General features: G+C 62.8%; 22 protein-coding genes. 8 read left to right on the top strand and 14 right to left on the bottom strand.

The window, feature by feature from the left end:
- Nucleotides 1-145: 145 nt before the first annotated feature.
- The 3 genes from ACQ66J_RS03350 to ACQ66J_RS03360 all read right to left on the bottom strand — a co-directional run bounded on the left by ACQ66J_RS03350 (nt 146) and on the right by ACQ66J_RS03360 (nt 4,040).
- Nucleotides 146-964 carry a SapC family protein gene (locus ACQ66J_RS03350; protein WP_375548488.1) on the bottom strand — a complete coding sequence of 273 codons (819 nt, stop codon included), beginning with the start codon at nt 962-964 and terminating at the stop codon, nt 146-148.
- A gap of 156 nt (nt 965-1,120) precedes the next feature.
- Complete coding sequence (locus ACQ66J_RS03355) at nt 1,121-1,768, bottom strand: OmpW/AlkL family protein (protein ID WP_375548487.1); 648 nt, start codon at nt 1,766-1,768, stop codon at nt 1,121-1,123.
- A 130-nt stretch (nt 1,769-1,898) separates the two neighbouring features.
- Nucleotides 1,899-4,040, bottom strand: a complete 2,142-nt coding sequence (locus tag ACQ66J_RS03360; protein WP_430430483.1) for a TonB-dependent receptor — start codon at nt 4,038-4,040, stop codon at nt 1,899-1,901.
- A 184-nt stretch (nt 4,041-4,224) separates the two neighbouring features.
- On the opposite strand from ACQ66J_RS03360, the gene ACQ66J_RS03365 reads away from it, so the two are divergent.
- Both ACQ66J_RS03365 and ACQ66J_RS03370 read left to right on the top strand, forming a co-directional pair.
- Nucleotides 4,225-4,656 carry a transcriptional repressor gene (locus ACQ66J_RS03365; RefSeq protein WP_375548485.1) on the top strand — a complete coding sequence of 144 codons (432 nt, stop codon included), beginning with the start codon at nt 4,225-4,227 and terminating at the stop codon, nt 4,654-4,656.
- Nucleotides 4,657-4,741: 85 nt separating this feature from the next.
- The gene (locus ACQ66J_RS03370; protein WP_430430484.1) at nt 4,742-5,665 is read left to right on the top strand and encodes a thioesterase family protein; all 924 of its coding nucleotides are present in this window, start codon (nt 4,742-4,744) and stop codon (nt 5,663-5,665) included.
- 15 nt (nt 5,666-5,680) lie between these two features.
- Here the strand turns inward: ACQ66J_RS03370 and ACQ66J_RS03375 are convergent, their stop codons facing one another.
- Both ACQ66J_RS03375 and ACQ66J_RS03380 read right to left on the bottom strand, forming a co-directional pair.
- Entirely contained in the window at nt 5,681-6,637 is a 957-nt protein-coding gene (locus ACQ66J_RS03375; protein ID WP_430430485.1) for a tetratricopeptide repeat protein, read from the bottom strand.
- A gap of 60 nt (nt 6,638-6,697) precedes the next feature.
- Nucleotides 6,698-7,597: a hypothetical protein gene (locus ACQ66J_RS03380; RefSeq protein WP_430430486.1), complete on the bottom strand. Its 900-nt coding sequence runs from the start codon at nt 7,595-7,597 to the stop codon at nt 6,698-6,700.
- 92 nt (nt 7,598-7,689) lie between these two features.
- Between ACQ66J_RS03380 and ACQ66J_RS03385 the strand changes: the two genes are divergently transcribed.
- The gene (locus tag ACQ66J_RS03385; RefSeq protein WP_430430487.1) at nt 7,690-8,874 is read left to right on the top strand and encodes a DNA cytosine methyltransferase; all 1,185 of its coding nucleotides are present in this window, start codon (nt 7,690-7,692) and stop codon (nt 8,872-8,874) included.
- Between the two features lie 2 nt (nt 8,875-8,876).
- Nucleotides 8,877-9,296, top strand: a complete 420-nt coding sequence (locus ACQ66J_RS03390; protein ID WP_430430488.1) for a very short patch repair endonuclease — start codon at nt 8,877-8,879, stop codon at nt 9,294-9,296.
- Here ACQ66J_RS03390 and ACQ66J_RS03395 read toward each other — a convergent pair.
- The 9 genes from ACQ66J_RS03395 to ACQ66J_RS03435 all read right to left on the bottom strand — a co-directional run bounded on the left by ACQ66J_RS03395 (nt 9,293) and on the right by ACQ66J_RS03435 (nt 19,194).
- The gene (locus ACQ66J_RS03395; protein ID WP_375548479.1) at nt 9,293-10,183 is read right to left on the bottom strand and encodes a LysR family transcriptional regulator; all 891 of its coding nucleotides are present in this window, start codon (nt 10,181-10,183) and stop codon (nt 9,293-9,295) included. The genes ACQ66J_RS03390 and ACQ66J_RS03395 overlap by 4 nt on opposite strands.
- A 615-nt stretch (nt 10,184-10,798) precedes the next feature.
- Nucleotides 10,799-10,951 carry a hypothetical protein gene (locus tag ACQ66J_RS03400; protein ID WP_430430489.1) on the bottom strand — a complete coding sequence of 51 codons (153 nt, stop codon included), beginning with the start codon at nt 10,949-10,951 and terminating at the stop codon, nt 10,799-10,801.
- 38 nt (nt 10,952-10,989) lie between these two features.
- A complete protein-coding gene (locus tag ACQ66J_RS03405; protein WP_430430490.1) occupies nt 10,990-11,367 on the bottom strand; it encodes a hypothetical protein in 378 nt (125 codons plus the stop codon).
- A 183-nt stretch (nt 11,368-11,550) separates the two neighbouring features.
- Nucleotides 11,551-13,743 (bottom strand): 3-hydroxyacyl-CoA dehydrogenase NAD-binding domain-containing protein, encoded by a 2,193-nt coding sequence (locus ACQ66J_RS03410; protein WP_430430491.1) that lies wholly within the window; start codon nt 13,741-13,743, stop codon nt 11,551-11,553.
- 24 nt (nt 13,744-13,767) lie between these two features.
- Nucleotides 13,768-14,976 (bottom strand): acetyl-CoA C-acetyltransferase, encoded by a 1,209-nt coding sequence (locus tag ACQ66J_RS03415; RefSeq protein ID WP_430430492.1) that lies wholly within the window; start codon nt 14,974-14,976, stop codon nt 13,768-13,770.
- Nucleotides 14,969-15,451 (bottom strand): endonuclease domain-containing protein, encoded by a 483-nt coding sequence (locus ACQ66J_RS03420; protein ID WP_430430493.1) that lies wholly within the window; start codon nt 15,449-15,451, stop codon nt 14,969-14,971. The genes ACQ66J_RS03415 and ACQ66J_RS03420 overlap by 8 nt, the downstream gene beginning before the upstream one ends.
- A 136-nt stretch (nt 15,452-15,587) precedes the next feature.
- Nucleotides 15,588-16,754, bottom strand: a complete 1,167-nt coding sequence (locus tag ACQ66J_RS03425; protein ID WP_375548473.1) for an acyl-CoA dehydrogenase family protein — start codon at nt 16,752-16,754, stop codon at nt 15,588-15,590.
- A 72-nt stretch (nt 16,755-16,826) separates the two neighbouring features.
- Complete coding sequence (locus ACQ66J_RS03430; RefSeq protein WP_430430494.1) at nt 16,827-18,608, bottom strand: acyl-CoA dehydrogenase C-terminal domain-containing protein; 1,782 nt, start codon at nt 18,606-18,608, stop codon at nt 16,827-16,829.
- 94 nt (nt 18,609-18,702) lie between these two features.
- Complete coding sequence (locus tag ACQ66J_RS03435; protein ID WP_107712630.1) at nt 18,703-19,194, bottom strand: MerR family transcriptional regulator; 492 nt, start codon at nt 19,192-19,194, stop codon at nt 18,703-18,705.
- 165 nt (nt 19,195-19,359) lie between these two features.
- On the opposite strand from ACQ66J_RS03435, the gene ACQ66J_RS03440 reads away from it, so the two are divergent.
- The 4 genes from ACQ66J_RS03440 (at nt 19,360) to ACQ66J_RS03455 (ending at nt 25,928) form a co-directional block, all read left to right on the top strand.
- A complete protein-coding gene (locus tag ACQ66J_RS03440) occupies nt 19,360-20,811 on the top strand; it encodes a hypothetical protein (protein WP_430430495.1) in 1,452 nt (483 codons plus the stop codon).
- Nucleotides 20,812-21,008: 197 nt separating this feature from the next.
- Nucleotides 21,009-24,170: a peptidoglycan-binding protein gene (locus ACQ66J_RS03445; RefSeq protein ID WP_430430496.1), complete on the top strand. Its 3,162-nt coding sequence runs from the start codon at nt 21,009-21,011 to the stop codon at nt 24,168-24,170.
- A 10-nt stretch (nt 24,171-24,180) separates the two neighbouring features.
- On the top strand, nt 24,181-25,107 hold the full coding sequence (locus tag ACQ66J_RS03450; RefSeq protein WP_375548469.1) for a sulfite exporter TauE/SafE family protein: 927 nt from the start codon (nt 24,181-24,183) through the stop codon (nt 25,105-25,107).
- Nucleotides 25,107-25,928, top strand: a complete 822-nt coding sequence (locus ACQ66J_RS03455; RefSeq protein ID WP_375548468.1) for a TIGR02186 family protein — start codon at nt 25,107-25,109, stop codon at nt 25,926-25,928. The genes ACQ66J_RS03450 and ACQ66J_RS03455 overlap by 1 nt, the downstream gene beginning before the upstream one ends.
- Nucleotides 25,929-25,957: the final 29 nt, after the last annotated feature.

Raw genomic sequence — 25,957 nt, forward strand, 5'->3', positions numbered from 1 at the left:
CTGATCCTGTCAGCCCTGATATAGCCGCTTCCCCCTGCAGGGCGAAACCGCTCTGACGGGGTTGTGATAACCGGCATGAGCGCGCAAAGAAAAACCGGCCGGAGCGTCGCCCCGGCCGGTTTCATTGTCTCAGCTGTTGAAGCGCTTAGGCTTCAGGCGCTGCAGGCGGCGGCGGAGCGCCAACGCCGTTATTGCGGAAGGATGCGCGTGCGATGAGCGTTTCCCACTGCGGCATGGACAGCATGTGCGCGTAGATCGCGCCCAGATAGGTGTTGTCGCGCAGCTCCGCCAGAACCTTGGGATCAAGCTTCTGCAGTTTCTCGCCGGAGACGCCCCAATAGCTGGCGACGACCTGCGGTTCGCCTTGCGGCTCGCCATTGGCGTTGCGCGGCTGGAAGGTGGCCTGCTGCTGGTCAAACAGGTCCAGCTCGTTCAGGCGCTTCACGAAGGCTTCGGTCAGAGCCACATCGGATTCAAACCGGCGCACGAAATCGATGGCGCGATTGGTGAATTCGGTCGGCTCGCCCTTGTCGTTGAAGAAGGGCTGTTCGGGATTGTCCGAGAACAGGTGGGAACCGGTGTCCACGCAGACGGTGAAGCGATCGCTCTCCGGGCCGTGATTGGCGGCCACGAACGGATAGCGGCGTACGAACGCCGGCAGATACGCAAAGCGCTCGTAATCACCGGTCTCGGGATCCACGAACAGGTTCGCGCCAGCCTGAATACCCATGGCGGCGACCGGGGTCTTGGTCTCACCCAGGAAGATGATCGGGAAACGGGCGCTGGCGGCGCCGAATTCGCCCAAGGTGACCGGCACGAAATGCGAGTCTTTCAGGAAATCGAACGGGCGGTCGCTATAGCGCAGACCTTTGCCCTGATGCTCTTGCGGGTTCAGCGGCTCAGGTTTTTTATAAAGCGGCAAGGACCCGGACAAGGTCGGCTTGTTGGCGGCGGCGTCAGCCATGGGGCTCCCCCTCTAGAAACGTTGATGGATCGTTAGCGCAGACCTGCCCCTGAGGCAACATAACGGGACACACGCGCCACAATCATTCGTCCCAATGCAAGACGGGCGCCCCGCTGATGCGGGACGCCCGTCCGAAACCTGGCCGATCAAGCGGGCCTAGTAACGCCAGCCGAAGCCGACGCCGATGATCCACGGATCAATGTCCACGTCCGCATTGACGACAGCGCTCAGCGCCGTGGTCGCATCAACTTCCACATCTGTGTTGATCCAGACCTTCTTCACATCGAAGTTCAGGAACCAGCGTTCATTGAGGGCGTAATCGACGCCGGCTTGCAATGCGAGGCCGAAAGACGGGTCATAGTCGATGCCGTCCAGAATGGTGCCTGAGGGCAGATCATCGTTGAAGAAGATCGTGTAGTTCACGCCCGCGCCCACATACGGCCGGACCTGACCTTCAGGATTGAAGTGATATTGCACGGTCAGGGTCGGCGGCAGCAGGGTGACATCGCCCAGATCCAGATCGCCCACCGATGTGTTGACAGCCGTCACATCATGCGGCGTCACGCCCAAAATCAACTCGGCGGCGATGTTGTCGGTGAAGAAATAGCTGATGTCGAATTCCGGCACCACCGAGGTGTCGATGTCCACATCGCCGCCAATGGTCTGGATGTTTGCGCCTTCATCAGGTTGGACCGTGATGGCGCGCACGCGGAACTGCCAGTCGCCTTTTTCAGCCAGGGCCGCCGGAGCGGTCACGCCAGTCAATGCAACAACGCCAGCGGCTGCGAGAAGTAGCTTTTTCATGGGTTCGTCCCCTTTCCCATAGTTTGGATGGGGACTTTCTGCGCCCGCTTTCGCGCGCAAGATATATGGCAAGGCGCCGCGCGTCCGCCTGACGCGCGGCGCCCTGCCGCAGGGAGGGGAATCCCCGCTATCAGAAGCCGGCGCGGACAGCGATCCGGAAGGACCGCCCCGGCAACGGGACCATGTCTTTCAGGAATGAGGTGTGCACCCGACCCTCTTCATCGGTGAGATTGCGCACGCCCAGGATCACACGCACGTCGCGATCGGCGAACGGGGTGACCTCAAGGTCGGCGTTGTACATCACATACCCATCCGTCTCGGTTTCGAAGCTGGTGGTCTCGTCCTGCTCGGCGACCAGATGCGCCTCGCCGCGCACCGACCAGACGCCTCGTTCGGCGATCAGAGCCAGGTTTGAAGAGAGAGGCGGAATACGCGGCAGGTTTCCGCCGTCATCCAGCTCACCGCGGACATAATCTAGGCTCGCCTCGCCCGACATCGCCCAGCTGCGAAGTTCGCCCAGCTCGGCGTTCACTTGCGCCTCAAAGCCATACAGCTGCGCATCCGCCTGGCGATACTCAAAGACGTCAAACCCGTCTTCTTCCTCGCCCGTCGGGAACAGGCCGATGAAGCCGTCATAGTCAGCGAAGAACAGATTGGTTTCAGCGGAAACCCGGCCCTGCGCATACCGCGCGGTCACTTCGCCGGACCAAGCCACTTCCGTATCCAGGTCAAGATCGCCGCGCTCATAGGCGCGGGTTGCGGCGTGCGGGCCATCAGAAAAGACTTCCGCATCCGTCGGCGCGCGCTCGGTGCGCGACAAGGTCGCCGCCAGGAACCAGTCGTCGGCGGGACGCGTGAAGATCGAGCCCGACCCCGAAAACGTGTCAAAGGACCGGTTCGCCCGCTGACCGCTCAGCTCGCGCGTTTCTGCGCGCAGGCCGCCCTCGACGCCCCACAGGCCGTTATCCCAACGCTCGGTGATGAACGCGCCCCAGTCCTGGGTGGTCACCGGTTCGATATAGGCTTCCTCGCCCAGAGCTGAGAAATCCTGGGTCAGAACCTGCACGCCCAAGGCACCTTGGCGGTTATCGCCATGGTCATGCGCCAGCTCGATCCGGCCTTCGAACCCGTCTTTTTCAAATCGGGTGCCGACTTCGCCGTCTTCCAACTCGACATGCATGTAATCGGCATGCGCGAAGCTCCAGCGCACGCGATTAAACAACCCGTCCCGGTTCAGCTCTCCGCGCAGATCAATGCGGGTCTGTTCGAGCACCAGACGCGGCGCCTCTTCGCCGTGTTCATGCTCGTCTTCATGATCATCATGATCGTCATCGTGATCATCGTCATGGTCTTCATCATCATGCTCGTCTTCATGGGCATGGCCTGGCAAGCCGTATTCGGCTTCGGTGTCTTTCACCGAAACGCCGATATAGCCCCAGTCGCGAACGAGGGAGACAGCGCCGGAATAGGTCTCGAAGGTGAAGTCTGAATCCGGAACCTCGCCATAGGCCGGCTCTTCCTCGCCCTCGTGTTCGTCGTGGTGGTCTTCATCCTCGTCATGATCGTCGTCATGATGATCTTCGTCTTCGTGATGCTCTTCACGCAGCGCTTCGGTCTCGGCGAAACCGGGAATGTCGAAATCACTCCCCTCGCGGCGCAGCCCTTCAATCTGGACCATCAACCCGTCAAAGTCGGCGGTGACGCGCCCTGCAGCCTGAACGCCGTCATTCACGCTTGTGGCGCCCAGATAGGCGAAGCCGTCGATCACGTCTTCATTGCGCTGGGTCGGGATCCGGCCATCGAGCACATTCACTACGCCGCCGATTGCCCCGCCGCCATAGGCGATCGCCGCCGGGCCGCGCAGCACTTCGATCTGCCGGGCGCCCAATGCTTCGGCGGAGACGGCGTGGTCCGGGCTGGCGCTGGACGCGTCGAGGGCGCCCAGGCCGTTCACCAGCATGCGCACCCGGTCAGCCCCCAGGCCGCGAATGATCGGACGCCCCGCCGCCGGACCGAAATACGTGCTGTTCACCCCGGGCATACGGCTCAGCGTGTCCGCGATATTGCCGTTCAGATTGCGTTCGATCTCTTGCGCCGAGATCAGGTCCACAGACCCCACCATCTCGTCGGTTTGCAGCTGCATCGGGGTCGACAGAACCACGATGACGTCCTGCGCCTCATCGTCAGTCTGAGCAAACGCCTGCGGCGCAGCCAGCGCCAGCAAGCTGACGGCGGCGCCAATCCGGCGAGCATAAGGTGTGTTGGCGGACATGATGAAGACCCCGTAATGTTATAGTATCGCGTTGTGTTATGTCATAACGTCACCTCCTTGGCGCATCAAGTGCGGAGTCCCACTTATATACCCACTTGTATGGAGGAGACGCACCGGCCTTGAGCCGAACGACAGGCTGGCCCTCAGGCTCGCCCTACATGCCGAAAGCCGCTAGGATGAAACCATGACCAACGCGATTCAAACGCTTGACGCCGCAGAACGGTTTTGCACCGAACGTGGCCTGTCGCTGACGCCCGTGCGTCGGCGGGTTCTGGAATTGCTTGTGGAGGCAGGCGGGCCGGTCAAAGCCTATGACCTGTTATCCGCGCTCAAACCCGGCGGCGCCGCCCAGCCGCCAACCGTCTATCGCGCGCTGGATTTTCTGACCCGCGCCGGGCTGGCTCACAAGGTTGAAGCCTTGAACGCCTACACGGCGTGCCTGAACGGCGACGAGCATGATCCGTGCACCGGCTCCGCCGAGCTGTTTATCTGTGAAGCCTGCGGCAATGTGGATGAGCGCCATATGCACCGACCTGTGATGGATACGCCTGAAGGCTTTGTCATCACCCGCAGCGTCATTGAGCACTATGGCCAGTGTCGCAAGTGTGTGAGCTGAGCCTGATCGCGCATCTTCGCCCCAGCGCCTGACAGATCGCGCGAAGCGCCCTAGCCTTTCCATCCATCATCAGGGAGCCCGGCGAATGCAGATTTTGTGGCGCGGCAACGCGAATTCTTGGGAATGTGACGAGCTGGGACATCTCAATGTCCGCTTCTACATGGCCAAGGCGCAAGAAGCGCTGGCCGGGCTTGCGGACCGGCTGGGCATGAATCTCGCCTTCGCCCCGAACGCCACCGCCACCTTGATCCCGCGCGACATCGTCATCCGGTTTCTCGCCGAAGCGCGCCCCGGAGCGCCGTTACGGATTTCAGGCGGGGTGACCAGCCATGACGGCGCCAGCCTGACCGTCGCCATGATCCTCTATCACGCCGCCAGCGACACGCCAGCGGCCACGTTTGAAATTCGCGCCGAACACTGCGCCGCCGCCACGGGCCGGGCGTTCAACTGGCCCGCGCGCAGCCTCAAGGCGCTCAGCGTGAACGAGGTGGAGCGCCCCGCGCTGATGACCCCGCGCAGTCTCAACGAGACGCCGGCCAGCACAACGCTTTCGGTTGCAGCGGCGAACGCGCTGCACCTTCAGGAGATCGGGCGCGGCCGCATCAATCGCGACGAGCTCGACGCCTTTGGACGCATGCGCGCCGAGTTCGGCATCGGCAAGGTTTCAGACAGCGTCATCCATTTCAGCGACGGCTTTCCCGAGCAATGGGAGGCGTTCGCCAAGGGCGAGCCTCTGACCGTCGCCAGCGCCGTGCTGGAAGCACGTCTGAATTTCCGCCGTTTCCCCGCACAAGGCGAAGGCTATGTGCTCCGTTCCGGTCTGAAATCAGCGACCGACAAGGTGCGCACCCTCATTCACTGGGCGCTCGACCCGGTCTCGGGCAAGCCTTTATGGAGCATGGAAGCGGTCGCCTGCATGCTGGATCTTAAGACACGCAGACTGGCGCCGGTATCGCCTGAACGGCTCAAGCAGCTGCAATCCAAGACACAGCCCGATCTGGTGTTTTAGCGACGCGGCGCCGGATCAGTTTCCGCCCGATCCCGCCAGTTCCCGCGCGCGACGTGCGGCCATGCGCGCCTGCACGGCTTGACCATCGGTGCGAGCGGCGCCGGCGGCGGTTTCAAACAGCTCCGCCGCGGCCTGATGATCCCCTTGATCGCTCAGAATGCGCGCCAGCCCCAGCGCCGCCTGAAAATGGCGCGGATCAAAAGCCAGAACGCGCTGATACAGCGCGACGGCGCTTTCGCTGTCGCCAACACTGACCAGACAGTCAGCGTGGGTGGAGAGCAGATTCAAATCCCAAGGCGCATCCACCAGACGGGCGGCGCTGTCGGGACAGACGCTCTCATCAATGACCAGATCACCGCCCAGCTCACGCATCTGAGCTTGCGTGCCGGCGGCCGAACCAGGCGAAGCGGGTTCGGAAGCCAGATCCTGAGGTGTGGACGAGGCGTCTTGCGCGGCGCCCGAGCTATGCTGTTCGGAATCTCCAGCGGCTAAGGACGGCGTAGGGGCCGACGAGGCCGCAGCAGGCTGTGTCGCCGATGAACCGGTCGGACCGGACGCAACACCCTGCTCGCTGACGGGGGCGCGCGGCGGTGAACGACGGATCGGCGCAGACTGTCCGGTGACGCCTGTCAGCGTGACCAGCACACCGCCCTCTCGCACTTCGGCCTCACCGCCGGCAAAGGCGCCGGACATCGAAATCGACACGCCATTGGGCGCCTGGCTCAACGCCAGAGCGGAAACCGGTCCGCGCACTGCAGGCTCGATATGGCGCGAGCGGTCGACACTGACCCCGTCCACATGCAGCATGAGCCCGGATCCAGGCTGGATTTCAACGCTTTGCGGCTGCGCATCAAAGGCCAGCCAAAGCTGGGTCCGCCCCTCTGACTGAAGCAATGAGACATCGCGCAGCTCCGCCTGAGCGGCGGTGCAGGACAAGGCGGCCAAAGCCGATGCAGTAAGAAGCCGTATCATCATAGCGTTCTTGTGCCGCGAGTCGTTGGGCGTGCGCCAGACATCACTGAGATGCGAGATTTACCGGGCTCCGGGCCGCAGCAAGGCGACAGGGCCGGATTGGCAGACATCGTATCCCAGCGCGCCCAGAACCTCTCCGCCCTCGGACAGCACGCGCTCATAAACCGCGCAGGCTTCACCGGCGTCCGGAACAGCGTCCACAATGAAGAACGGATCAGCTTCGCCGGGTTGAAGCGGCGCATCCTCAGCCACGATGCGCCAGCGAGCAGCATCGTTTTCAAGCACGCAATCCCAGCGCCCGGACTCGCCAAAGCGCATCCGCACAACGGGCGTCTCACCCTGATCTGACACATGCAGCACCTGCGCGCGTCCCGCCCCGCGCACAAACGTCATGGACGACGCCCGGCTTTCATCAAGGCAGGTGTGGATCAGGGGCAGATAGCGCGGCAGGGCTTCACTCCAGCTCACATGCGGGCCGATTTCAGCGGCGCAGCCTTCATAAGAGCCGTCGGCCGCCTCAATCCGGGCGAAGCGTGCATAGACCCGGCCATTCACCCGGCAGACGCCCGCCTCCAGCTCAACGGTCATGGCCGCGCCGTCTTCGTCCTGGCCTTCAAACCGGCGCACGCCGTCATGAAGCCAGGCCGCTTCAGGGCGCAGATCGGCATGTCGGGTCACCTCCCCCTCAACCGCATGCGCATAAACCGCGCGAACCCGGTTCCCCTCTTCGAGATAATGCAAATCGCCGTAAAACCCGGCGCCGTCGATCTGGTAGCCGGAGCGCGGGATATCATCAGGTCGCTCAGAGGGCGCCAGTGAAGGCGACGGCGCCGCAGCATCCAATCTCGATGGGGCGAAGCCAGCAACGGGCGAAAGATCAGACTGGGAGGTCTGCGCACAAGCCGTCAAAAGCAGGGCGAGACCGCACAGGCCGACAAGATGAACATGGACTGGTTTCATAGTATTTGTTCCCGGCGCTTATGGGCCGAGCCCCTGACAATCCCGGCGCAGTTTAGCGCTCAGTCCAGCTTCGCTCCAAGAGCCAAGCCTGTATGCTGGCCATCATGCGCAGTGATTCCCGATACGGCTATTACGAATTCTTCTGTGGCGGCGGGATGGCGCGCCTGGGGCTCGGCGCGCATTGGCGCTGCCGGTTCGCCAATGATATCGATGCCGACAAGGCCAACGCCTATCGCGCCAATTTCGGCGATGAGCATTTTCACCAAGGCGATGTGTGCGCGCTGAACGCTGCTGATCTTCCGGGCGAAGCCGATCTCGCCTGGGCCAGTTTTCCCTGTCAGGACTTGTCGCTCGCGGGAAACCGCAGCGGTCTGGCGGGCGAGCGCTCGGGCGTGTTTTACGGGTTCTGGCGTTTGATCGAGGCGCTCAACGATGAAGGCCGCGGCCCAAAACTCATCGCGCTGGAAAACGTCACCGGGCTTCTGACCTGTTCGGACGGGGCCGACTTTGAAGCGCTATGCCGGACATTGGACGCGGGCGGCTACCGGGTCGGCGCCATGGAGATCGATGCGCGCTGGTTCGTGCCGCAATCGCGCCCGCGCCTGTTCGTGGTGGCCTTGCGCAAGGACATTCCCATCCCCGACGAGCTGGTGCTGGACGAGGCGCCGGATGGAATCTCGCCCTTCCACACCCGCGCCGTACGCCGCGCCGCAGAGCGCTTGCCCGACGCCCAGAAAGCCAACTGGCTGTGGTGGGCTTTGCCCGTGCCGCCAATCCCGAACCAAATGCTAGGCGATCTGATCGAGCCCAGCCGGCGCACGCCCTGGCATAGCCCGGAAGAGACCAAGCGTCTGCTCGCCATGATGAGCCCTGGCAACAAGGCCAAGCTCAAGGCGGCGCGTCAGTCAGATACCCCAATGATCGGGGCGCTCTATCGCCGGACGCGCATCGAGAAAGGTGAGCGCAAGCAGCGCGCCGAGGTCCGCTTTGACGGGCTGGCGGGATGCCTGCGCACGCCCGGCGGCGGCTCTTCGCGTCAGTTTATAGTCTCCGTACGCTCTGGCCGGGTCCGCACGCGCCCCATGACGGCGCGCGAATATGCGCGGCTGATGGGGTTGCCCGATGAGTATCAGCTGCCCCAGCGCGAAAGCGCGGGCTTGCATCTGGCCGGTGACGGCGTCGCGGCGCCCGTGGTGGCGTTTTTGCGCGAAGGCCTGTTTGAACCGATCCTGGAACACGCAGAAGCTGTTCTGACCGCGAGAGAACCAGCGGAATAACGATGTCGCGCTCACCTCATGACGTCTTCACCCCGGACGAGCGCTCACGGGTGATGCGGGCGGTGAAGGACAAGAACACCAAACCTGAAATGATCGTGCGCCGGATGGCGCATGCCCTGGGCTATCGCTATCGCCTGCATCGCAAGGATCTGCCCGGATCCCCGGATCTGGTGTTCGCAGGCAGGAAGGCCGTGATCTTCGTGCATGGTTGTTTCTGGCATGGCCATGACTGCAAGCGCGGTTCGCGCCAACCCAAGACCAACGCCGAGTATTGGCGCGCCAAGATCGCCCGCAATATGAGCCGCGACGCGGCGAACCTGCAAGCGCTCGAAAATCAAGGCTGGCGGGCGCTGGTGCTCTGGGAATGCGAGCTGAAGGATCGCGCAGCGATGGCTGAGCGGCTGCGGGGCTTTCTGGGCTAGAGCCCGTCTGAAAACCAGTCCACCAGATGATCGACCAGCAAACGGACCCGGTGCGCCAGGAAGCGGTTGGAGGGGAAAACCGCCCACAGATCGCGATGATCCGGCGCCCAGTCCGGCAAGATCTCGACCACGCTGCCATCGTCCAAGGAGGTATGCGCCGCCCAGGCCGGCAAGGAGGCGATCCCTGCTCCATTTGCAGCGGCGCAGACCGCTGCCCGGGCGCCGTGAAGCGTCAACCGCCCGGACACCTTCACCTCGACGGCGTCATCTCCGCGCTGGAACCGCCATTGATTGGGGGCGGATTTGTTGCGGTCGATGATGCAGTCATGCCGCGCGAGGTCATTGGGATGCTCGGGCGCGCCAGCCGCATTCAAATAGGCCGGGCTCGCCACGACTTTTATCGGCGCGGGCGCGAGACGGCGCGCGATCAGGCTGGAATCGTTGAGTTGACCGATCCTAACGCCCAGATCAAAGCCTTCATCCACCAGATCGACCATGCGGTCAGAGAACTCCAGACGCACCTCGACCCCCGGCCATTGCGCCATGAACCGCGTAATCGGCTCGATCAGGCGCGAGGACCCGAAATCCACCGGCGCCGACACGCGCAGCACACCCGCCGCCGCGGCCTGCTCGGCCACCAGACCGTTCTCGATCGCGTCATATTCCGCCAGCCAGGGCCCGACCCGCTCCAGCAGCGCGCGGCCCGCATCTGTCAGCCGAACAGACCGCGTCGTCCGCTCCAGCAGGCGCGCTTGCATGCGGTCCTCAAGCGCCGAGATCTGCTTTGAGGCGGCGCCCGCCGTCATCCCGAGCCGTTCGGCGGCGCGGGTGAAGCTTTCCAGTTCCGCCACAGCGGCGAAGAGGCGAAGCGCGTCGATCCGGTCCATGTGTTTCCTTCAAGGAAAGAGTCATTCGCAATCTCCCCGTATTATAAGTCAACATGCGGTTTGTCATCCCACCCGTCTCAGAGGCAGTTCGAACCCATCCGCATTTTATGCCTGAAAAGACACAGCGCTCTGCCCGCTTGCCATGAAGGGGAAAGCGAAGCGGCCTGGCCGGGACATGGAGGAAAGCGCAAAGCCACCGCCCGGCCCCGCTGGATTGAGCGGGGCGTCGGGCGGTGGACGCACACAGGTCCTGAGCGGCCAATGGCCGTGGACCCAAGGGCTGACGACCTCCAGGGGAGAGGTCGGTCGTTGGGCGGCAGCTGAGGGGAAGCCGCCCGTCAGGACCGAGGGAAGCCTGACAATTGTCGGAGGAGATCGGCCCCAAGCTGAAAGAGACTCTGCTCAAGACAATGTCTTTGTCCGACGATTAAATTAAAGCAATAGAGACGGTTTTACTCAAGCACATTGGTTAACAAATATGTTAATAAATGGAATAGTCATATTCTTTCAAATGGTAGCAATACCGGTCCGGTTCAGCTTACACGGGAATTCTTACTCCAACACCTAATAGGGCCTGACCGGAATCAGGCCCTATTGGTCTCGCGCAACGGACGTCTAGCGTGTCTTGGTTTTGGCATGCTCAGACGGTCCAGGCTCGGGGAGACGATCGGCTTTCGCGCCATCCGCTCCGGCTTCGCGCCGGCGTTGGGCTTCCTGATCCAGGGTTTCTTCCGCCTTCGGATCTGATGTCTCAGATGTGTCGCTCACATCGTCCTCCTTTAATGCTTCAAGGTCTGCAGCACGCTTTAGTCCTGCCCCGGTCGCATGGGGGGCGGGTCGGAAGCGGGGAAGGTGTCGTCGAGCGCCTCGTCGAGCTTGTCGTCTTTCTCGTCTTCGCTCTGATCAGGTTTTTTCGGCGTGTTCTCACGATCCGCGTCAGCGACGCGCTCGACCGTATCTTCGCGCGCGCCAAGTCGACCGGCTGAGTCCTGAGCCACCTTTTCGCCGAACCGTTCGCCTCGCCCACCATCCAGCGCCTGATCAACAGGCACGGTCTGGTCGCCCAACTTGGCGTCGTCGGGACGCAGCTGGCCTTTGCGGTCTACTGATTTTGTTTCGTCAAACGCTTCAGAAAACGCCTGATTATCAGCGGGTGCGGTCTCGGTATTGTAATGGGAGGCCATTGGGATCCTCCTTCTTTGCTGTTGCTTGTCCTAAAGCAACGCACACCCAGCCGCCGCGTTCCGAGAAAGATCAGTCGAGAAGGAGCTTGATCGCGCGATCAGCTCTCTCATGGGCAGATGTCCTAAATATAAAAAAAGGCCGGGCGAAACGCCCGGCCTTTCCTGTTCGGTCTGTGACCGTGCTTACGCCGCTTTCGCCGGGGCGAAGCGTCCGTAGAAGGTCTCGCCTTTGCCGGCCATGTCGCGCAGCAGGGCGGGCACTTCAAACGGTGCGCCGTATTTCGCTTTCAGCGCGTCCGCGCGGTCCACGAAGGCTTTGGCGCCGATGGTGTCGATGAAGCTCAGCACGCCGCCGGTATAGGGCGCGAAACCCCAGGCGAGGATCGAGCCGACATCGGCTTCGCGCGGGTCAGCAACGATCTCTTCTTCCATCGTCCGGGCCGCTTCAATGGCCTGAGCGTAGAGGATGCGATCCTTGATTTCCTGCACGTCCGGCTGCTCGTCGAGCAGCTTGCCGTTCGGAGCGAACTGATCGAGCTCGTCCCAGAGCGACTTGCCTTCGTCGTTATAGACGTAGAAGCCCTTCTGGTTCTTGCGGCCATAGCGGCCCAGCTCGTACATCTTCTCGATGACTTCAGCGTTCGGGGTGTCTTCAAACGCGTCGCCAAGATCCTTCTTGGTCTGCTGAAGCACCTTGTAGCCAAGATCAATCGCCACTTCGTCCTGCAAAGAGAGCGGGCCGACCGGCATGCCGGCCATTTTGGCGGCGTTTTCGATCAGGGCCGGCTTCACGCCTTCGGTCAGCAGGTACATGCCCTGCTCGATATAGCGCATGACGCAGCGGTTGGCGTAGAAGCCGCGGGTGTCGGCGACGACAATCGGGGTCTTCTTGATCTTGGCCACGAAATCGAGACACATCGAAATGGCCCGACCGCCGGTTTTCTCGCCCACGATCAGCTCAACCAGCATCATCTTCTCGACCGGCGAGAAGAAGTGAACGCCGATGAAATTCTCCGGACGCGAGGACGCTTCGGCCAGAGAGGAGATCGGAATGGTGGAGGTGTTGGACCCAAAGATCGCGTCCGCCGGCATATGCTCTTCAGCCGCCTTGGTGATCTTGTGCTTGAGTTCGGAGTTTTCAAACACGGCCTCGACCACCAGGTCCACGTCTTTCAGCATGGAGTAATCCGTCGTCGCGGTGACGAGATTGGTCTTGGCGTCCGCCGCGTCCTGGGTGAGCTTGCCGCGTTTGACGCCCTTGGCGAAGTGCGCCGCCACATGGGCCTTGCCCTTGTCTGCGCCTTCCTGATTGACGTCGATCAGCACCACTTCGATGCCGGCCTGCGCCGACACGGTGGCGATGCCGGCGCCCATGAAGCCCGCGCCGATGACGGCGACCTTCTTGATCTCGGCCTTTTCTTCGCCCGCCGGACGACGCGCGCCTTTTTCAAGCGCCTGCTTGGACAAGAAGAGCGAGCGGATCATGTTCCGGCTCTCGGGGCGCATCAGCAGCTTGGTGAAATACCGGCTCTCAATGCGCAGGGCCGCGTCCATCGGGACCTGCAGGCCCTCATAGACGCACGACAGGATGTAACGCTGGGCCGGATAATTGCCGTAGGTTTCTTTCAGCAACATCGGGGATGCGCCCATGAAGACCTGAAGGCCGGCGGGATGGTAGGGGCCGCCGCCGGGGATTTTGAACTTGTCCTGATCCCAGGGCTGCTTGCCGCCCATGGCGTCCGCTTTGACCAATTCCTTGGCCTTGGCGACGATCTCGGCCACCGGCGCGATCTCGTGGACGACGCCTTGCTGCTTGGCTTTTTCAGCGTCGAGCTGTTTGCCCTGCAGCATGATCGGAGCCGCGTTCATCACGCCGATCAGGCGCGGCAAACGCTGGGTGCCGCCGCCGCCCGGCAGAACGCCGACGAGGGCTTCAGGCAGGCCCAGTTTCGCGCCGGTATCGGTCGCCATGACGCGATAATGGCAAGCCAGCGTGACTTCAAAGCCGCCGCCCAGCGCCAGACCGTTGATCGCGGCGGCAATCGGCTTGCCGCAGGTTTCAAGATTGCGCAGGGACTGGTTGAGGCGATAGGCGGTCTCAAACAGTTTCGCCTTGGCGTCTTCTTCAGACATGCCCTTGAGGTCGGCCATGCCGCCGCCCAGCTCGCTGAGGTCAGCGCCGGCGCAGAAGGCTTTCTTGCCAGACGTGATGACCGCGCCCTTGATGGCGTCGTCAGAGCTGATTGTCTCGACGATCTGTCCCATCTCTTGCATCACTGCGTTGGACAGAACGTTCATGGAGACGTTGGGTGAGTCAAAGGTGATGAGCGCGATGCCGTCGCCGTCCACCTCGAATTTGAAATGCGTGTAGGTCATGAATATGCCCTCAAATCTCTATACTTAAACAAGCTCGATGATGGTCGCGGTGCCCATGCCGCCGCCGACGCAGAGCGTGGCGAGGCCGGTGGACTTGCCGGTGCGTTCCAGCTCGTCGAGCACGGTCCCGAGGATCATCGCGCCTGTGGCGCCCAGCGGGTGGCCCATGGCGATGGCGCCGCCATTGACGTTGGTCTTGGAGTGATCCACGCCCAGATCTTCCATGAAGCGCAGGACGACCGAAGCGAACGCCTCGTTCATTTCAAACAGATCAATGTCGGACGGGCTCATGCCGGCTTTCTTCAGCGCCTTGCGTGCGGACGGCGCGGGGCCGGTCAGCATGATGGTCGGCTCAGAACCGGTTGACGCCATGGCGCGGATGCGGGCGCGCGGCTTGAGGCCGAGCTTTTCGCCCATTTCCTTGGTGCCGACGAGGATGGCGGCGGCGCCGTCCACGATGCCCGAGGAGTTGCCGGCGTGGTGGACGAAGTTGATCTTCTCGATGTCGGGGTATTTCTGCATGGCGACCTTATCAAGGCCCACAAACGCCGACAAATCCTTGAAGGACGGCTTCAGGCTCGCCAGCGACTGCATGTCGGTGCCCGGGCGCATATGCTCGTCATGGTCAAGCTGGGTCAGGCCAAGCTGGTTTTTCACCGGCACGACGGATTTGTCGAAGCGGCGCTCTTTCCAGGCGGCTTCGGCGCGATTTTGAGATTCGATCGCATAGGCGTCCACATCATCGCGCGAATAGCCGTATTTGGTGGCGATCAGGTCCGCGGACACGCCCTGGGGCACGAAGTAATGGTCAAACGCCATTTCGGGATCGACCGCCATGGCGCCGCCGTCTGAACCCATCGGCACGCGCGACATGGCTTCCACGCCGCCGCCAATGGCCAGATCGGCTTCGCCGGACATGACTTTCGCAGCGGCCAGGTTCACAGCTTCAAGGCCAGAGGCGCAGAAGCGGTTGACCTGAAAACCGGACGCGGTCTCGGCATAGTTCGCGTTCAGCGCAGCGGCGCGGGCGATATCGGCGCCCTGCTCGCCCACCGGCGACACGCAACCCAGCACAACATCATCCACAAAGGAGGTGTCGAGATTGTTGCGATCGCGGATCGCCTGAAGCTGCTGGGTGGCGAGCTGCAGCGCGGTGATTTCGTGCAGCGAACCGTTTTTCTTGCCCTTGCCGCGCGGTGTCCGCGTGGCGTCATAAATATAAGCGTCAGTCATAAAGGGATCCTCCCTGGGTGAGCTTGTTATGAATGCCGTCTTCCCTGCCTGCCTCGTCAGAACAGGACAATATGGGAGCGGCGCTATCTGTCTTCCCCCGCTTGCGGGGGGAGTGGCCCGAAGGGCCGAGGGGGGCGAGCGTGTCGGCAATCAACCGCACCACGCCATCCAGGTTGTCATAAACATCCAAGTTGCTGACGCGCAGGGTTTCAATGCCCTGTTCCGTCAGAAAGGCCGACCGTTTTCGGTCGTGTTTTATCTCATGGTTCTCGGCATGGGTGGCGCCATCGATCTCGATGACAAGCCCCGCCTCGAGGCAGGCGAAATCAGTAATGTAGGGACCAACCGGGTGCTGGCGCCGGAATTTCCAGCCGCCCAGAGCGCGTCCCTTGAGCTGAGTCCAAAGGACTGTTTCAGCCTTGGTCATCTCATGGCGTAGCTGTTTTGCCCGCACCTGAGTCTGGCGATCACGCATGCTCGCCCCCTCCGTCAGCTTCGCTGACACCTCCCCCGCAAGCAGGGGAGGACACGCCAGCATCCAACGTCATTGTCCTCCCCCGTTCACGGGGGAGGTGGTCCGAAGGACCGGAGGGGGCGGCAACACCCATCTCTTACAGCGTCCGCGCGATCAGAAGCTTCATGATCTCGTTGGTGCCGCCATAGATGCGTTGCACCCGCGAGTCCCGCCACATGCGCGCGATGGGATATTCATTCATGAAGCCGTAGCCGCCATGCAGCTGCACGCATTCATCAATCAGCTCGCACTGGATGTCAGTGCACCAGTATTTCGCCATCGACGCGGTCGCCGCATCCAGCTGGCCTTTAAGCAGCAGATCCGAGCAGTGCTGGACAAACACCTCGGCGATGGTCGCTTTGGATTTCAGCTCGGCCAGTTTGAACTGGGTGTTCTGAAAGCCCAGCACCGGTTTGCCGAAAGCCTGGCGTTCCTTGACGTAATTGATGGTCTCGTGAAGCGCGCGCTTCATCATGCCCACGGCCTGAACCGCGATCTGAAGGCGTTCCTGGGGCAATTGCTCCATGAGCTGGAAAAAGCCCTGGCCTTCTTCTTCACCGAGCAGCGCTTCGGCGGGCACTTTCATGTCCTCAAAGAACAGCTCGGCGGTGTCTTGCGACTTCATGCCGACCTTGTCGAGATTACGGCCGCGGCGAAAGCCTTCCAACCCGTCGGTCTCGATCAGGAACAAAGAGGTGCCCTTGGCGCCGCCCTTGGGATCGGTCTTGGCCACCACGACGATAAAGTTCGCCATGCCGCCATTGGTGATGAAGGTTTTCGAGCCGTTGATCTTGTAGCCATTGCCGTCTTTGACGGCATTGGTCTTGATGCCCTGAAGGTCAGAGCCCGCGCCTGGCTCGGTCATGGCGATCGCGCCGACATATTCGCCTGAGACCAGCTTGGGCAGGAGGCGCTTTTTCTGCTCTTCCGTTCCGTAATGCCAGACATAAGGCGCGACGATGGAATTGTGCAGGCTGGCGCCCCAGCCATCCACACCCATTTCGGAGACGGCCATGTGGAAGGCGTAGTCATGGCGCCAATCGCCGCCTGCGCCGCCAAACTCTTCCGGCGCCGCCGGACACAGAAGGCCGCTTTCGCCGGCCTTGGTCCAGACCTCGCGATCCACCGAGCCTTCTTTCTCCCAGCGATCGCCATGGGGCAGGCATTCCTTTTCGATGAAACCGCGCACGGCCCCGTCGAAAATATTCACGTCTTCCTGGTCCAGCCATTCAGGCTTGGGCACGTTTAAAACTTGCGCCGTCATTGGTGTCTTCCTCCCGAATATTTATTGCGTGAAAGCCCCCCGCCAGCAGGCGGAGGGCTTTCACGATCAGTCTCAGAACGCTTCAGCTTCGAGCGTCATCATGGTCTCGGCGCCGGTTTCGATCCGGGCCAGATGGGCGTCCGCCTGAGGCAACCAACGCTCGACGAAGTATTTCGCCGTAACCAACTTGGTGGCGTAGATCGGGTCGCTGTCGCCCTTTTTGGCGGCGGCCACTTTCGCCATTTTCGCCCACATATAGGCAAAGCAGGTCAGACCGAAGAGGTGCATGTAATCGGTCGAGGCCGCACCGGCGTTGTCAAAGTTCTCAAGACCTTTTTCGACCAGCCAGTTGGTGGCGGTCTGAAGCTTGGCTTTCACATCCGCCAGGCCGTCCACATAGATCTTCAGATCTGCGTCGCCCTGATTCTCGGCGATGAATTCGTCCAGCTCGCCAAAGAAGGTGTTGATCGGGCGCATGCCCGCCATGGCCAGCTTGCGGCCCACCAGGTCAAGCGCCTGAACGCCGTTGGTGCCTTCATAGATCAAGGTGATGCGCGCATCGCGCAGCAGCTGTTCAACGCCCCATTCGCGGGTGAAGCCCGATCCGCCATGAACCTGCAGACCGGTGGAGACGCTGTCATAGCCCTTATCGGTCAGATAGCCCTTCACGATCGGGGTCAGCAGCGCCATGTAGTCGCCCGCCTTTTCGCGGACAGCTTCATCGGTCGCCTTGTGCTCGAGATCGCCTTGCAGAGCGGTCCAGTAGGTAAAGGCGCGCGCGCCCTCGACGAAGACTTTCTGGTCCATCAGCATGCGGCGCACATCGGGGTGCACGATGATCGGGTCGGCAGGACCATCGGGGTTCTTCGGTCCGGTCAGCGAGCGACCCTGGATGCGGTCTTTCGCAAAGGCCAGAGAGTACTGGTACGCGGTCTCCGCCAGGCCCAGGCCCTGCAGGCCCACGCCCAGACGCGCCTCATTCATCATGACGAACATGATTTTGAGGCCCTTGTTCTCTTCACCCACGAGCCAGCCCTTGGCCTCGTCATAGTTCATGACGCAGGTGGCGTTGCCGTGAATGCCCATTTTCTCTTCCAGACCGCCGCACTGAAGCGTGTTGCGCTCGCCCGGATTGCCGTCCGCGTCCGGCAGGTATTTCGGCACCACGAACAGCGAGATGCCTTTCACGCCCTGCGGCGCGCCTTCGACCCGCGCCAGCACCAGGTGAACGATATTGCCGCTCATCTCGTGCTCGCCGGCGGAGATCCAGATCTTCTGGCCGGAAATCTTGTAGCTGCCGTCGCCGTTCGGAACCGCCTTGGTGCGCAAAAGGCCCAGATCGGTGCCGCAATGCGGTTCGGTCAGGTTCATGGTGCCCGACCATTCGCCGGAGAACATTTTCGGCAGATAGAGCTCTTTCTGCTCCTGAGAGCCGCCCACCAGCAGGGCTTGCGCCGCGCCGTTGGTCAGCCCCGGATACATGCCGAACGCCATGTTGCAGCTGGTCACCATCTCGTTGAAAGCGAGATTGAGATAATGCGGCAGAGCCTGGCCGCCGAATTCGGCCGGGGCTGACAGAGCCGTCCAGCCGCCTTCGGTCATCTGGTCATACGCGCCCTTAAAGCCGGTCGGCGTGGTCACAACGCCATCTTTCAAGGAGCAGCCTTCATGGTCGCCGACCATGTTGAGCGGGTGCAGCACGCCTTCGCAGAACTTGCCGCCCTCTTCCAGGATGGCGTTGACGATGTCCTCGGACGCGTCCGCGAAACCGGGGATGTCATTGTATTGCTGAACGTTGAGCAGCTCGTTCAGGACGAACGTCTGATCGCGATTTGGGGCCTTGTAATCGGGCATTTGAACCGTCTCCGTAGGGAACGAGGGGGTTATAGGTATGGGGCCATGTCGGCCGGTGCGCGTCGAGTCCTGTCACGGCCTCTTCGCGAAAGCGTCATGTGGGGTCATCGGGCGGATGCCCGGACCATTGGGTCAAACGTGCGGACGCCAGCGCCTCAAACGCGGCGGCGCGCCGCTTGATGTCTTCAGAAGGCTCTCGATCCGCCAGGCGTTCTTCCAGCCAGGCGCAGCCCGCATTCAATTCCGCCAGCGCATCTTCAATATCATTGCGCTGCTGTTCAAGCGCGGCGATTCGGGCGCGAAACCGCCCCAGATTGCGCGACAAGGTTTCATGAGAGCGCGTGGCCAACGCTTCCAGGTCGAGCATTTCGCCGATTTCTTCGAGGGAGAACCCTACGCGGCGTCCGCGCAGAATGAGCGACAAGCGCGCCACATCACCTGGCGTATACCAACGCGAGCCGCCCCGGCGCTTGGGATTGAGCAGGCCTTTCTGCTCGTAAAACCGCAAGGTGCGAGGCGTTACGTCGAACTTCTCCGCAATTTCACGGATGGAAAGATCGACCTCCGGGATCACAGCATCTGTCATGAGGGAGAGTGTATGCCACTTGACGTGAACGTCAACGTCAATCTGTTGGCTTGCATGTGACACTCTCAACCTTGTCTCACTGGCGCCTTGACCGCGCCGCATTCCTCGATTGATTTGGCGCTTAACTGAAGCAGACTCGCCGACCTCTCGGCCAAGGATTTGCAAATGCGCCTGTTTGCGTTCGCCGCCTGCCTTTTTCTGACGCCCGCTGCGAGCGCTCAGACTGCGCCGGACGTGCGCACGGCCCCTGAAGACATCCAGGCGGCGTGGCGGGTCGAGACGTCGCGCACAAGCTCAATTGATATTCTCAATGATCAAACGCGTGTGGCGCGCTATGGGCGCGACTGGGCCAGCTGGGTGACGCAATCAGACGCTCAGATGTGGCTCGACATGTCCCAAGGCGCCCTGTTCGCCCGGGCGGCGGATCAGGACACTGTGGTCCGCACCAGCCTTTATGCGGAAGCGCGCCGCCATCTCGATATCTATGTCGCGCTGAGCGAGGGCGGACGCCGGGACGTGATCAGCTTTGGCAACGCCGGCACGTTTGACCGGGTCTGGCTGGAAGCGGCGACCGGGGTGGCGAGCCAGACCGGAACGCTTGCAGTGACCGATACGCCCACCGGCTTCATCGCCCTTTACAACGATCAGGTTGTGTTCAGCGCGGATTACGGGGCAGAGGGCTCGCGCTGCGACGCGCCTGTGATCGGGCCTGAGCACGCCTCCAGCGCGCTGGCCTGGCTGCCTTATGTGGCGCCGATTCATCCTGACATTCTGGCGCGGCTGTCTGAAGACGCCCGCTTTCCCTGCGCCTTCTCTTTCGTGGTCTACAGCCCCGACAGCCCGGCTGGGCGCCTGGAGCGCTGGACCCGGACTTCAGAGGCCGATGCGCCAGAACCTGTCATGCCGCCAATGCCGCAAGACAGCGTGCAGGTTTACGCCGGCGCAGACCGGCTGCGCGCCGTGCTGACCGCAGCAACCGACACGCTGGACGGCGTTTATGGAGCCGGGCCCGATACGGCAGAGTTTTTTGAAGAAAGCCAGCGCCTTCAGGAAGAAGGCGATTTTGCCGGCGCCTTGCTGGTTCAAATCCAGGAAACCCATCATTTCGGCCCCTGCCCTGAAGCTTCCATCGGCAGCGCCCGGTTGACCTGCGCCTATGCGAGCGCCCTCGCTCTGGCAGGCCGACAGGATGAAGCCTTTCAAGCGCTCGCCGCCGGGCTTGATGCACTGAAACGCAATAATCCAGCCCTCGCAGTCGAACGCTTCGCGCCCTTCGTTGACCGTGAAGGCCATGGCGGCGCCGCCGCCCGCTTGCTGACCGCCAACGCCCTGATCGCCTGGGGCCGGGTCGGATTGCAGGCGCGGCCCGACCTCGATCCGGCGCAATTGCTGGCCGAAGCGCTGATCATGGATCCTTTTGCGCCTGACGCGTATTGGCATCTGGGGCAACGCTATCTGGCGGCAGGCGCGCCAGGGCCGGCCTGGTCGCTTTTTGACCTTGGCCGTCAACTGCCTCGGCCCATCCAGGCTTCACCTCTGGCGGAGGCCGATACGCTGGAAACCCGCATGTCAGATTTGGCGCCGTACTGGCTGCCCCATGTCGAAACCGCCCGCTGAAACGATTCTCTCCGGTTTAAGAGAGATTTACGAGGCGTTAACCGCATCAGATGCTCTTGATTAAGAGTTGAGTCCATGCGTTCGCCTCGTGGGCGGTGATTCCATGTGGAATACCAGATATGGCGCCTGCCTGACTGGTTTACACAATATTAACCGCGTCTATAGGGTCGAGCATGGAAGTGTGGAGATGAGTCGGCATGCCGCCTGTGGCGCCTTGGAGTGTGAAGGGGATTGATCCCCGCGCCCGCGCCCTCGCCAAATCAGCGGCGAGGCGTGAAGGCATGACTCTGGGCGAATGGCTGAACCGCGTCATTCTCGATGACGGCGTGTCTGAAACCGCCAAGGACTGGGATGATCAGCTCTCCCGGTTTCCCGGATTTGGCGGCGGCGATGGCGGCGGCCCCGGTCATGACGACCAGCTGACCGAGCTCGTGCAGCGCCTGTCAGACCGCATGGAAGCGTCCGAACGGCGCTCCACCCAGGCGCTCTCTCATATCGACCAATCCGTCACCTCCATCTCACGCCGCCTCGATCTGATCGAGGACAGCGTCGATGAAGAGGGCGAAACCGCGCAAGACGCCCTCAAACGCACCCGCGCGCAGCAAGATGAAATTCTGGAACGCGTGCGCCGGCTGGAGCGCGCCGGGCCAGGCGCTGGCGCAGATCCGGCGGCGCTGAAATCGGTCGAGACCACAGTCGGCAAGCTGGCGGGGCGGATGTATGAGACCGAGCGCGATGTCCGCGCCGAACTCGACAATCTCGCCCACAAGGAAGAGCGCCGCCGCGACAGCGCCGAGCGCGGACTGGAAAAACTCGGCCAACGTCTAGAAGAGTCTGAAAAGACGCTCAGCAGCGAAACGCGTGACCTGCGCGAGCTGGTCGAGACGCGTGACCAGCGCACCCAATCCCTGCTCAGCGATCTGCAAGACACGTCGCGCTCGCTGCAAAGCCGCATCATCTCAGCCGAAGGCGCCACCCAGCGGGCCGCCGAAGCGCTGGCGGGATCGCAGGAAAAACTCGATAATCGTTTGCGCCAGCTTGAGACCGTCCAATCTCAGGCCGTCAAGGATGAAGACGTCCAGCGCCGCATCGATGCCCTGGCGCGCGAAGTCGCGGATGTCATCCGCGAAACGCGCAGCGAATGCGCGCGCCAGATCGCAGAAGTCTCAAAGAGCGCGGACAGCCCGCGGCTTGAGCGCGCGCTGGCGGAGGCTGAAACCCGGCTTCGCGCCGCCGAACAGCGCCAGTCTGACGCCTTGCAACGCATTGGCGGCGAAGTGGCGCGCATGGCCCGCGCCGTGGAGCAGCGACTGGATCGGACCGAGCAGCGCCTGCAGCGCCGCCTGGACGAAGACGAAGCCAAACGCCAATCCAAACAGGACCGCTCCGATCTCGAAGCGCGTCTTGAAAAGGTTCGCCAAGACAACACGGTCGCCGTGCGGCGGATTGGAGAACAGGTGGCGAGGCTTGGGGAAAACTTGGCGGACCGCGTCCAGCAAGCCGAGCACCGCTCGGCCGAGGCGGTCGAAGCAGCGGGCGAACGCATGGCCCAGGTTGTAGAACGTCTAGAACACGCACGCTCACCCAATGGCGAGCAGGATCTTGAAACCCGTATCCGCGCCTCTGAGGAGCGCACGGCGGACCGCATCGACAAGGCGATGACGGGGCTGCACGAACGGCTCGACCAGGCGCGCCAGGATACAAGCGAGGCGCTGTCTCCGGTCCAGAAAGCGATGAATGCGCTGGCCGAACGGCTGGAAGCCATCGAAGGTCGCAAGGGCAAGTCCAAAGACAAGGACAAAGACCCGTCAAAAGCCATCGTGCGCGAAGCGGCGGACGCGATCGACGACTTCAGCAAACCCCTGCCCGAAGCGCCGGACAACTGGGTCAGCAATACCGAAGCGGATGATGATTTCTCGCTGCCCGCCCATGATGATTTCGACATCAAGGCCGAGCCCGCACGCGCATCCTCCTTCACCCGCGCTGAACCGGACCCCATACTCGCCGCGTCTCCCAAGCCGCAGCCGGCGCCCCAGCACCGCGCGCCTGAGCCGCAGCCAGAGCCTGCACCGCGCAAACCGGTCGCCATGGGCGCGACGGCGGATGCGGATTTCCTCGCCAAGGCCAGAAAACAGGTTCGCGCCAATCGCGGCGGCGAAGCGGGCTGGACACCGCCTGTGGAAGCGGAACAGCGCCGCTCTAACCGCACCTTGCTGCTGGGCGCCAGCGCGTTGGGCTTTTTGGCGGTCGCGGCGGCGGCGGGCATGCTGGTCATGGAGGCCATCAACGGCCCTGAAGACTCAGCCTTGAACGCGGACCCCAGCGCAACCCTGTCCAGCCTGTTCTCAGAACCGGCGGATTTGACGGCGTCACCAGCGCCGGATCTGCGCGGTGATGACGCTGAGGGCGTGGCGTCAGAGCCCGCGGCTGCGCCGCCTTCCCCATCACAAACGGAACCGACGGCGCCTGAAACGCAGACGGCGACGCCTCCGGCGCCGGCCGCCCAGACACCCAGTCCCGAAACGCCTGCGCCGCGTCCCGCCGTCACTCCGACGCCCAGCCTTGAGAGCGCCGCCGCCAATGGCGACGCCGTGGCGCGCTATCAACTGGCGCTGCAACAACTTGACGAAGGCCGGTTCAGCGACGCCGCGGCCCTGATGCGACGCGCCGCCGAACAGGACGTGCCGGCCGCTCAACGCCGTTTCGCGCTGATGCTGGCCAATGGCGAGGGCGTTCCCGCCAACCCCGCTTCGGCGCGGGAGTGGATGGCCCGCGCCGCCGAGAACGGCAATGTGCAAGCCATGCACGATGCCGGCGGCATGTTCATCAACGCGGAATCCACGCCTGATTTTCAGGCGATTGCGGCGCGCTGGTTCGAGCAAGGCGCCTTGCACGGGCTGGTGGACAGCCAGGTCAATATCGCGCTGTTGTTCAAGGAAGGCTTCGGCGTTCCTGAAAGCGCGGCGGACGCCTATGCCTGGTTCACCATCGCCGCGAACGCAGGCGATGGTGAAGCGCGCAACTCCGCCGCCGAGCTGCGCCCCATGCTGACGCCCGAACAACGCGCCGCTGCGGAATCCGTCGCACGCAATTTCACGCCGCGCGCCAGCAGCCCTGAAGCGCAGGGCGAGTATCCGCCCCAGTCTTGGGAGGTGGGCGCGCTCGCCAGCCCCGCCCAGATCGCCCGCACGCAGGCCCTGTTGTCTCAGCTCGGCTATCAGCCCGGCCCCGCGGACGGCATGATGGGCGCGCGCACGCGTGACGCCATTCGCAGCTTCCGTCGCGCCCAGGGCCTGACGGTGTCAGATCAAGTGGACAGCACGCTGATCTCACGGCTTGAACAAGCCGCCGCCGGCTAGGCGCGGGGCGGTGCAGATCTACCTGCCCATCGCCGAGATTTCCTTAAACCTCTGGCTGTTGCTCGGCCTGGGCTTGGGCGTGGGGTTCCTGTCGGGCCTGTTCGGCGTCGGCGGCGGGTTCCTGATGACGCCGATCTTGATCTTTCTGGGCATTCCGCCCGCCGTGGCGGTGTCCACCCAGGCCAATCAGATCGTGGCGAGCTCGGTCTCCGGCGCACTCGCCCATTTCCGGCGCAAGACGCTGGACGTCAAAATGGGGCTGGTGCTGCTGGCGGGCGGCATTGTCGGCTCCGTCTCGGGCGTTCAGCTGTTTGGGCTGTTACAACGGCTCGGCCAGATCGATCTGGTCATCTCGCTTTGTTATGTGGGCTTTCTGGGCGTCATCGGCAGTTTGATGCTGGTTGAAAGCGTCAACGCCATTCGCCGCCGCCGCAGCGCGGGCGGCCCCGTCCGCCCCAAACGCCGCAAGCGCGGCCTGATCGACGCCCTGCCCTTCAAGACCCGCTTCGGCGTCTCTGGACTGTATATGAGCGTGATCCCCCCCATCGCCATCGGCTTCCTGGTGGGCGTGCTGGCGGCGCTGATGGGGGTGGGCGGCGGCTTCGTCATGGTCCCCGCCATGATCTATCTCTTGCGCATGCCCACCAATGTGGTGATCGGCACTTCGCTGTTTCAGATCCTGTTCGTCGCCTCGCTCACGAGCTTTCTGCAGGCGGTGCAGAACCAGACCGTGGACATGGTGCTGGCGGGCATATTGATCCTGGGCGGCGTAGTCGGCGCGCAGATCGGGGCGCGCTTCACCAGCAAGATCCCGGCGGAGGAATTGCGCGCCCTGCTGGCGCTGATGGTGGTCAGCGTTTGTCTGAAGCTGTTGTGGGATCTGACCAGCACGCCGGTGGACATGTTCGTGCTGATGCAAGCGCGCGGGGGGATGTGATGACCGCCCACGCCTTGCTGCTCTGTCTTCTGGGGGCGCTTCTCGCCAGCGCTGGCGCCCACGCCGCGCCGCCCGAAGGCGTGCAGCCGCCCGCCCAGATCGCGGCGGCGCTAACCGAGGATGTGGTTGAAATCCGCTCGACCTTCGCCGGCGCCGAGTTGACGCTGTACGGCGCCGCGATCGGCCTTGAGGAGGGCGATGACATTGTGGTCGCCGTGCGCGGCCCCGAAGGCGATCTGCGCGTGATGCGCAAACGCCGGGTTCTGGGCATCTGGATCAACGCCGCCCCGGTGCGCTTTGAGGATGTGGCGGGCTATTACGCCGTCGCCTCCACCCGGCCCCTGCCCGAATTCGCGAGCTTTTCCGCCTTGCGCCGCAATCAGATCGGCATGGATCATGTGCGATTGTTCGCGCCTGAAAGCATTCGCCGGGAAACTCTGTTTGGCGTGCGCGACGTGCTGGTGACCGATCTGGGGGGTGAAATCGTCGAGTATCGCGCGGCTCTTGTGCGCAACAAGGCGCGGCGCGGGCTCTATGCCGAGGCGCCGGGCGGCGTCGAGGTTCTGGAGGGCGGATTGTTTCGGGCGCGGGTCGTCTTGCCGCCCACCACGCCCACAGGTCAGTATAACGCGGATGTTTACCTGTTCCGGGATGGACAACCCATAGCGACCCGTCGCACAGAACTGACGGTGGTCAAGGCGGGCGCGGAACGCACCATCTATGATCTGGCCCAGAACCGCCCGGTCGTGTACGCCTTGATCTCGGTCCTGCTGGCCATGCTGGCCGGATGGACCGCAGCGGCGGTCACCCAGCGCCGTTAAACCGGCTCCAATTGTGATACGAGGCCTCT

This window comes from Oceanicaulis sp., from assembly GCF_965284345.1.
GTDB classification, from domain to species: domain Bacteria; phylum Pseudomonadota; class Alphaproteobacteria; order Caulobacterales; family Maricaulaceae; genus Oceanicaulis; species Oceanicaulis alexandrii_A.

Excerpts from the sequence above, each read along its gene's own strand:
- ACQ66J_RS03350 (WP_375548488.1), bottom strand. The coding sequence starts at position 964 with ATGGCTGACGCCGCCGCCAACAAGCCGACCTTGTCCGGGTCCTTGCCG.
- ACQ66J_RS03355 (WP_375548487.1), bottom strand. The coding sequence starts at position 1,768 with ATGAAAAAGCTACTTCTCGCAGCCGCTGGCGTTGTTGCATTGACTGGC.
- ACQ66J_RS03360 (WP_430430483.1), bottom strand. The coding sequence starts at position 4,040 with ATGTCCGCCAACACACCTTATGCTCGCCGGATTGGCGCCGCCGTCAGC.
- ACQ66J_RS03365 (WP_375548485.1), top strand. The coding sequence starts at position 4,225 with ATGACCAACGCGATTCAAACGCTTGACGCCGCAGAACGGTTTTGCACC.
- ACQ66J_RS03370 (WP_430430484.1), top strand. The coding sequence starts at position 4,742 with ATGCAGATTTTGTGGCGCGGCAACGCGAATTCTTGGGAATGTGACGAG.
- ACQ66J_RS03375 (WP_430430485.1), bottom strand. The coding sequence starts at position 6,637 with ATGATACGGCTTCTTACTGCATCGGCTTTGGCCGCCTTGTCCTGCACC.
- ACQ66J_RS03380 (WP_430430486.1), bottom strand. The coding sequence starts at position 7,597 with ATGAAACCAGTCCATGTTCATCTTGTCGGCCTGTGCGGTCTCGCCCTG.
- ACQ66J_RS03385 (WP_430430487.1), top strand. The coding sequence starts at position 7,690 with ATGCTGGCCATCATGCGCAGTGATTCCCGATACGGCTATTACGAATTC.
- ACQ66J_RS03390 (WP_430430488.1), top strand. The coding sequence starts at position 8,877 with ATGTCGCGCTCACCTCATGACGTCTTCACCCCGGACGAGCGCTCACGG.
- ACQ66J_RS03395 (WP_375548479.1), bottom strand. The coding sequence starts at position 10,183 with ATGGACCGGATCGACGCGCTTCGCCTCTTCGCCGCTGTGGCGGAACTG.
- ACQ66J_RS03405 (WP_430430490.1), bottom strand. The coding sequence starts at position 11,367 with ATGGCCTCCCATTACAATACCGAGACCGCACCCGCTGATAATCAGGCG.
- ACQ66J_RS03410 (WP_430430491.1), bottom strand. The coding sequence starts at position 13,743 with ATGACCTACACGCATTTCAAATTCGAGGTGGACGGCGACGGCATCGCG.
- ACQ66J_RS03415 (WP_430430492.1), bottom strand. The coding sequence starts at position 14,976 with ATGACTGACGCTTATATTTATGACGCCACGCGGACACCGCGCGGCAAG.
- ACQ66J_RS03420 (WP_430430493.1), bottom strand. The coding sequence starts at position 15,451 with ATGCGTGATCGCCAGACTCAGGTGCGGGCAAAACAGCTACGCCATGAG.
- ACQ66J_RS03425 (WP_375548473.1), bottom strand. The coding sequence starts at position 16,754 with ATGACGGCGCAAGTTTTAAACGTGCCCAAGCCTGAATGGCTGGACCAG.
- ACQ66J_RS03430 (WP_430430494.1), bottom strand. The coding sequence starts at position 18,608 with ATGCCCGATTACAAGGCCCCAAATCGCGATCAGACGTTCGTCCTGAAC.
- ACQ66J_RS03435 (WP_107712630.1), bottom strand. The coding sequence starts at position 19,194 with ATGACAGATGCTGTGATCCCGGAGGTCGATCTTTCCATCCGTGAAATT.
- ACQ66J_RS03440 (WP_430430495.1), top strand. The coding sequence starts at position 19,360 with ATGCGCCTGTTTGCGTTCGCCGCCTGCCTTTTTCTGACGCCCGCTGCG.
- ACQ66J_RS03445 (WP_430430496.1), top strand. The coding sequence starts at position 21,009 with ATGCCGCCTGTGGCGCCTTGGAGTGTGAAGGGGATTGATCCCCGCGCC.
- ACQ66J_RS03455 (WP_375548468.1), top strand. The coding sequence starts at position 25,107 with ATGACCGCCCACGCCTTGCTGCTCTGTCTTCTGGGGGCGCTTCTCGCC.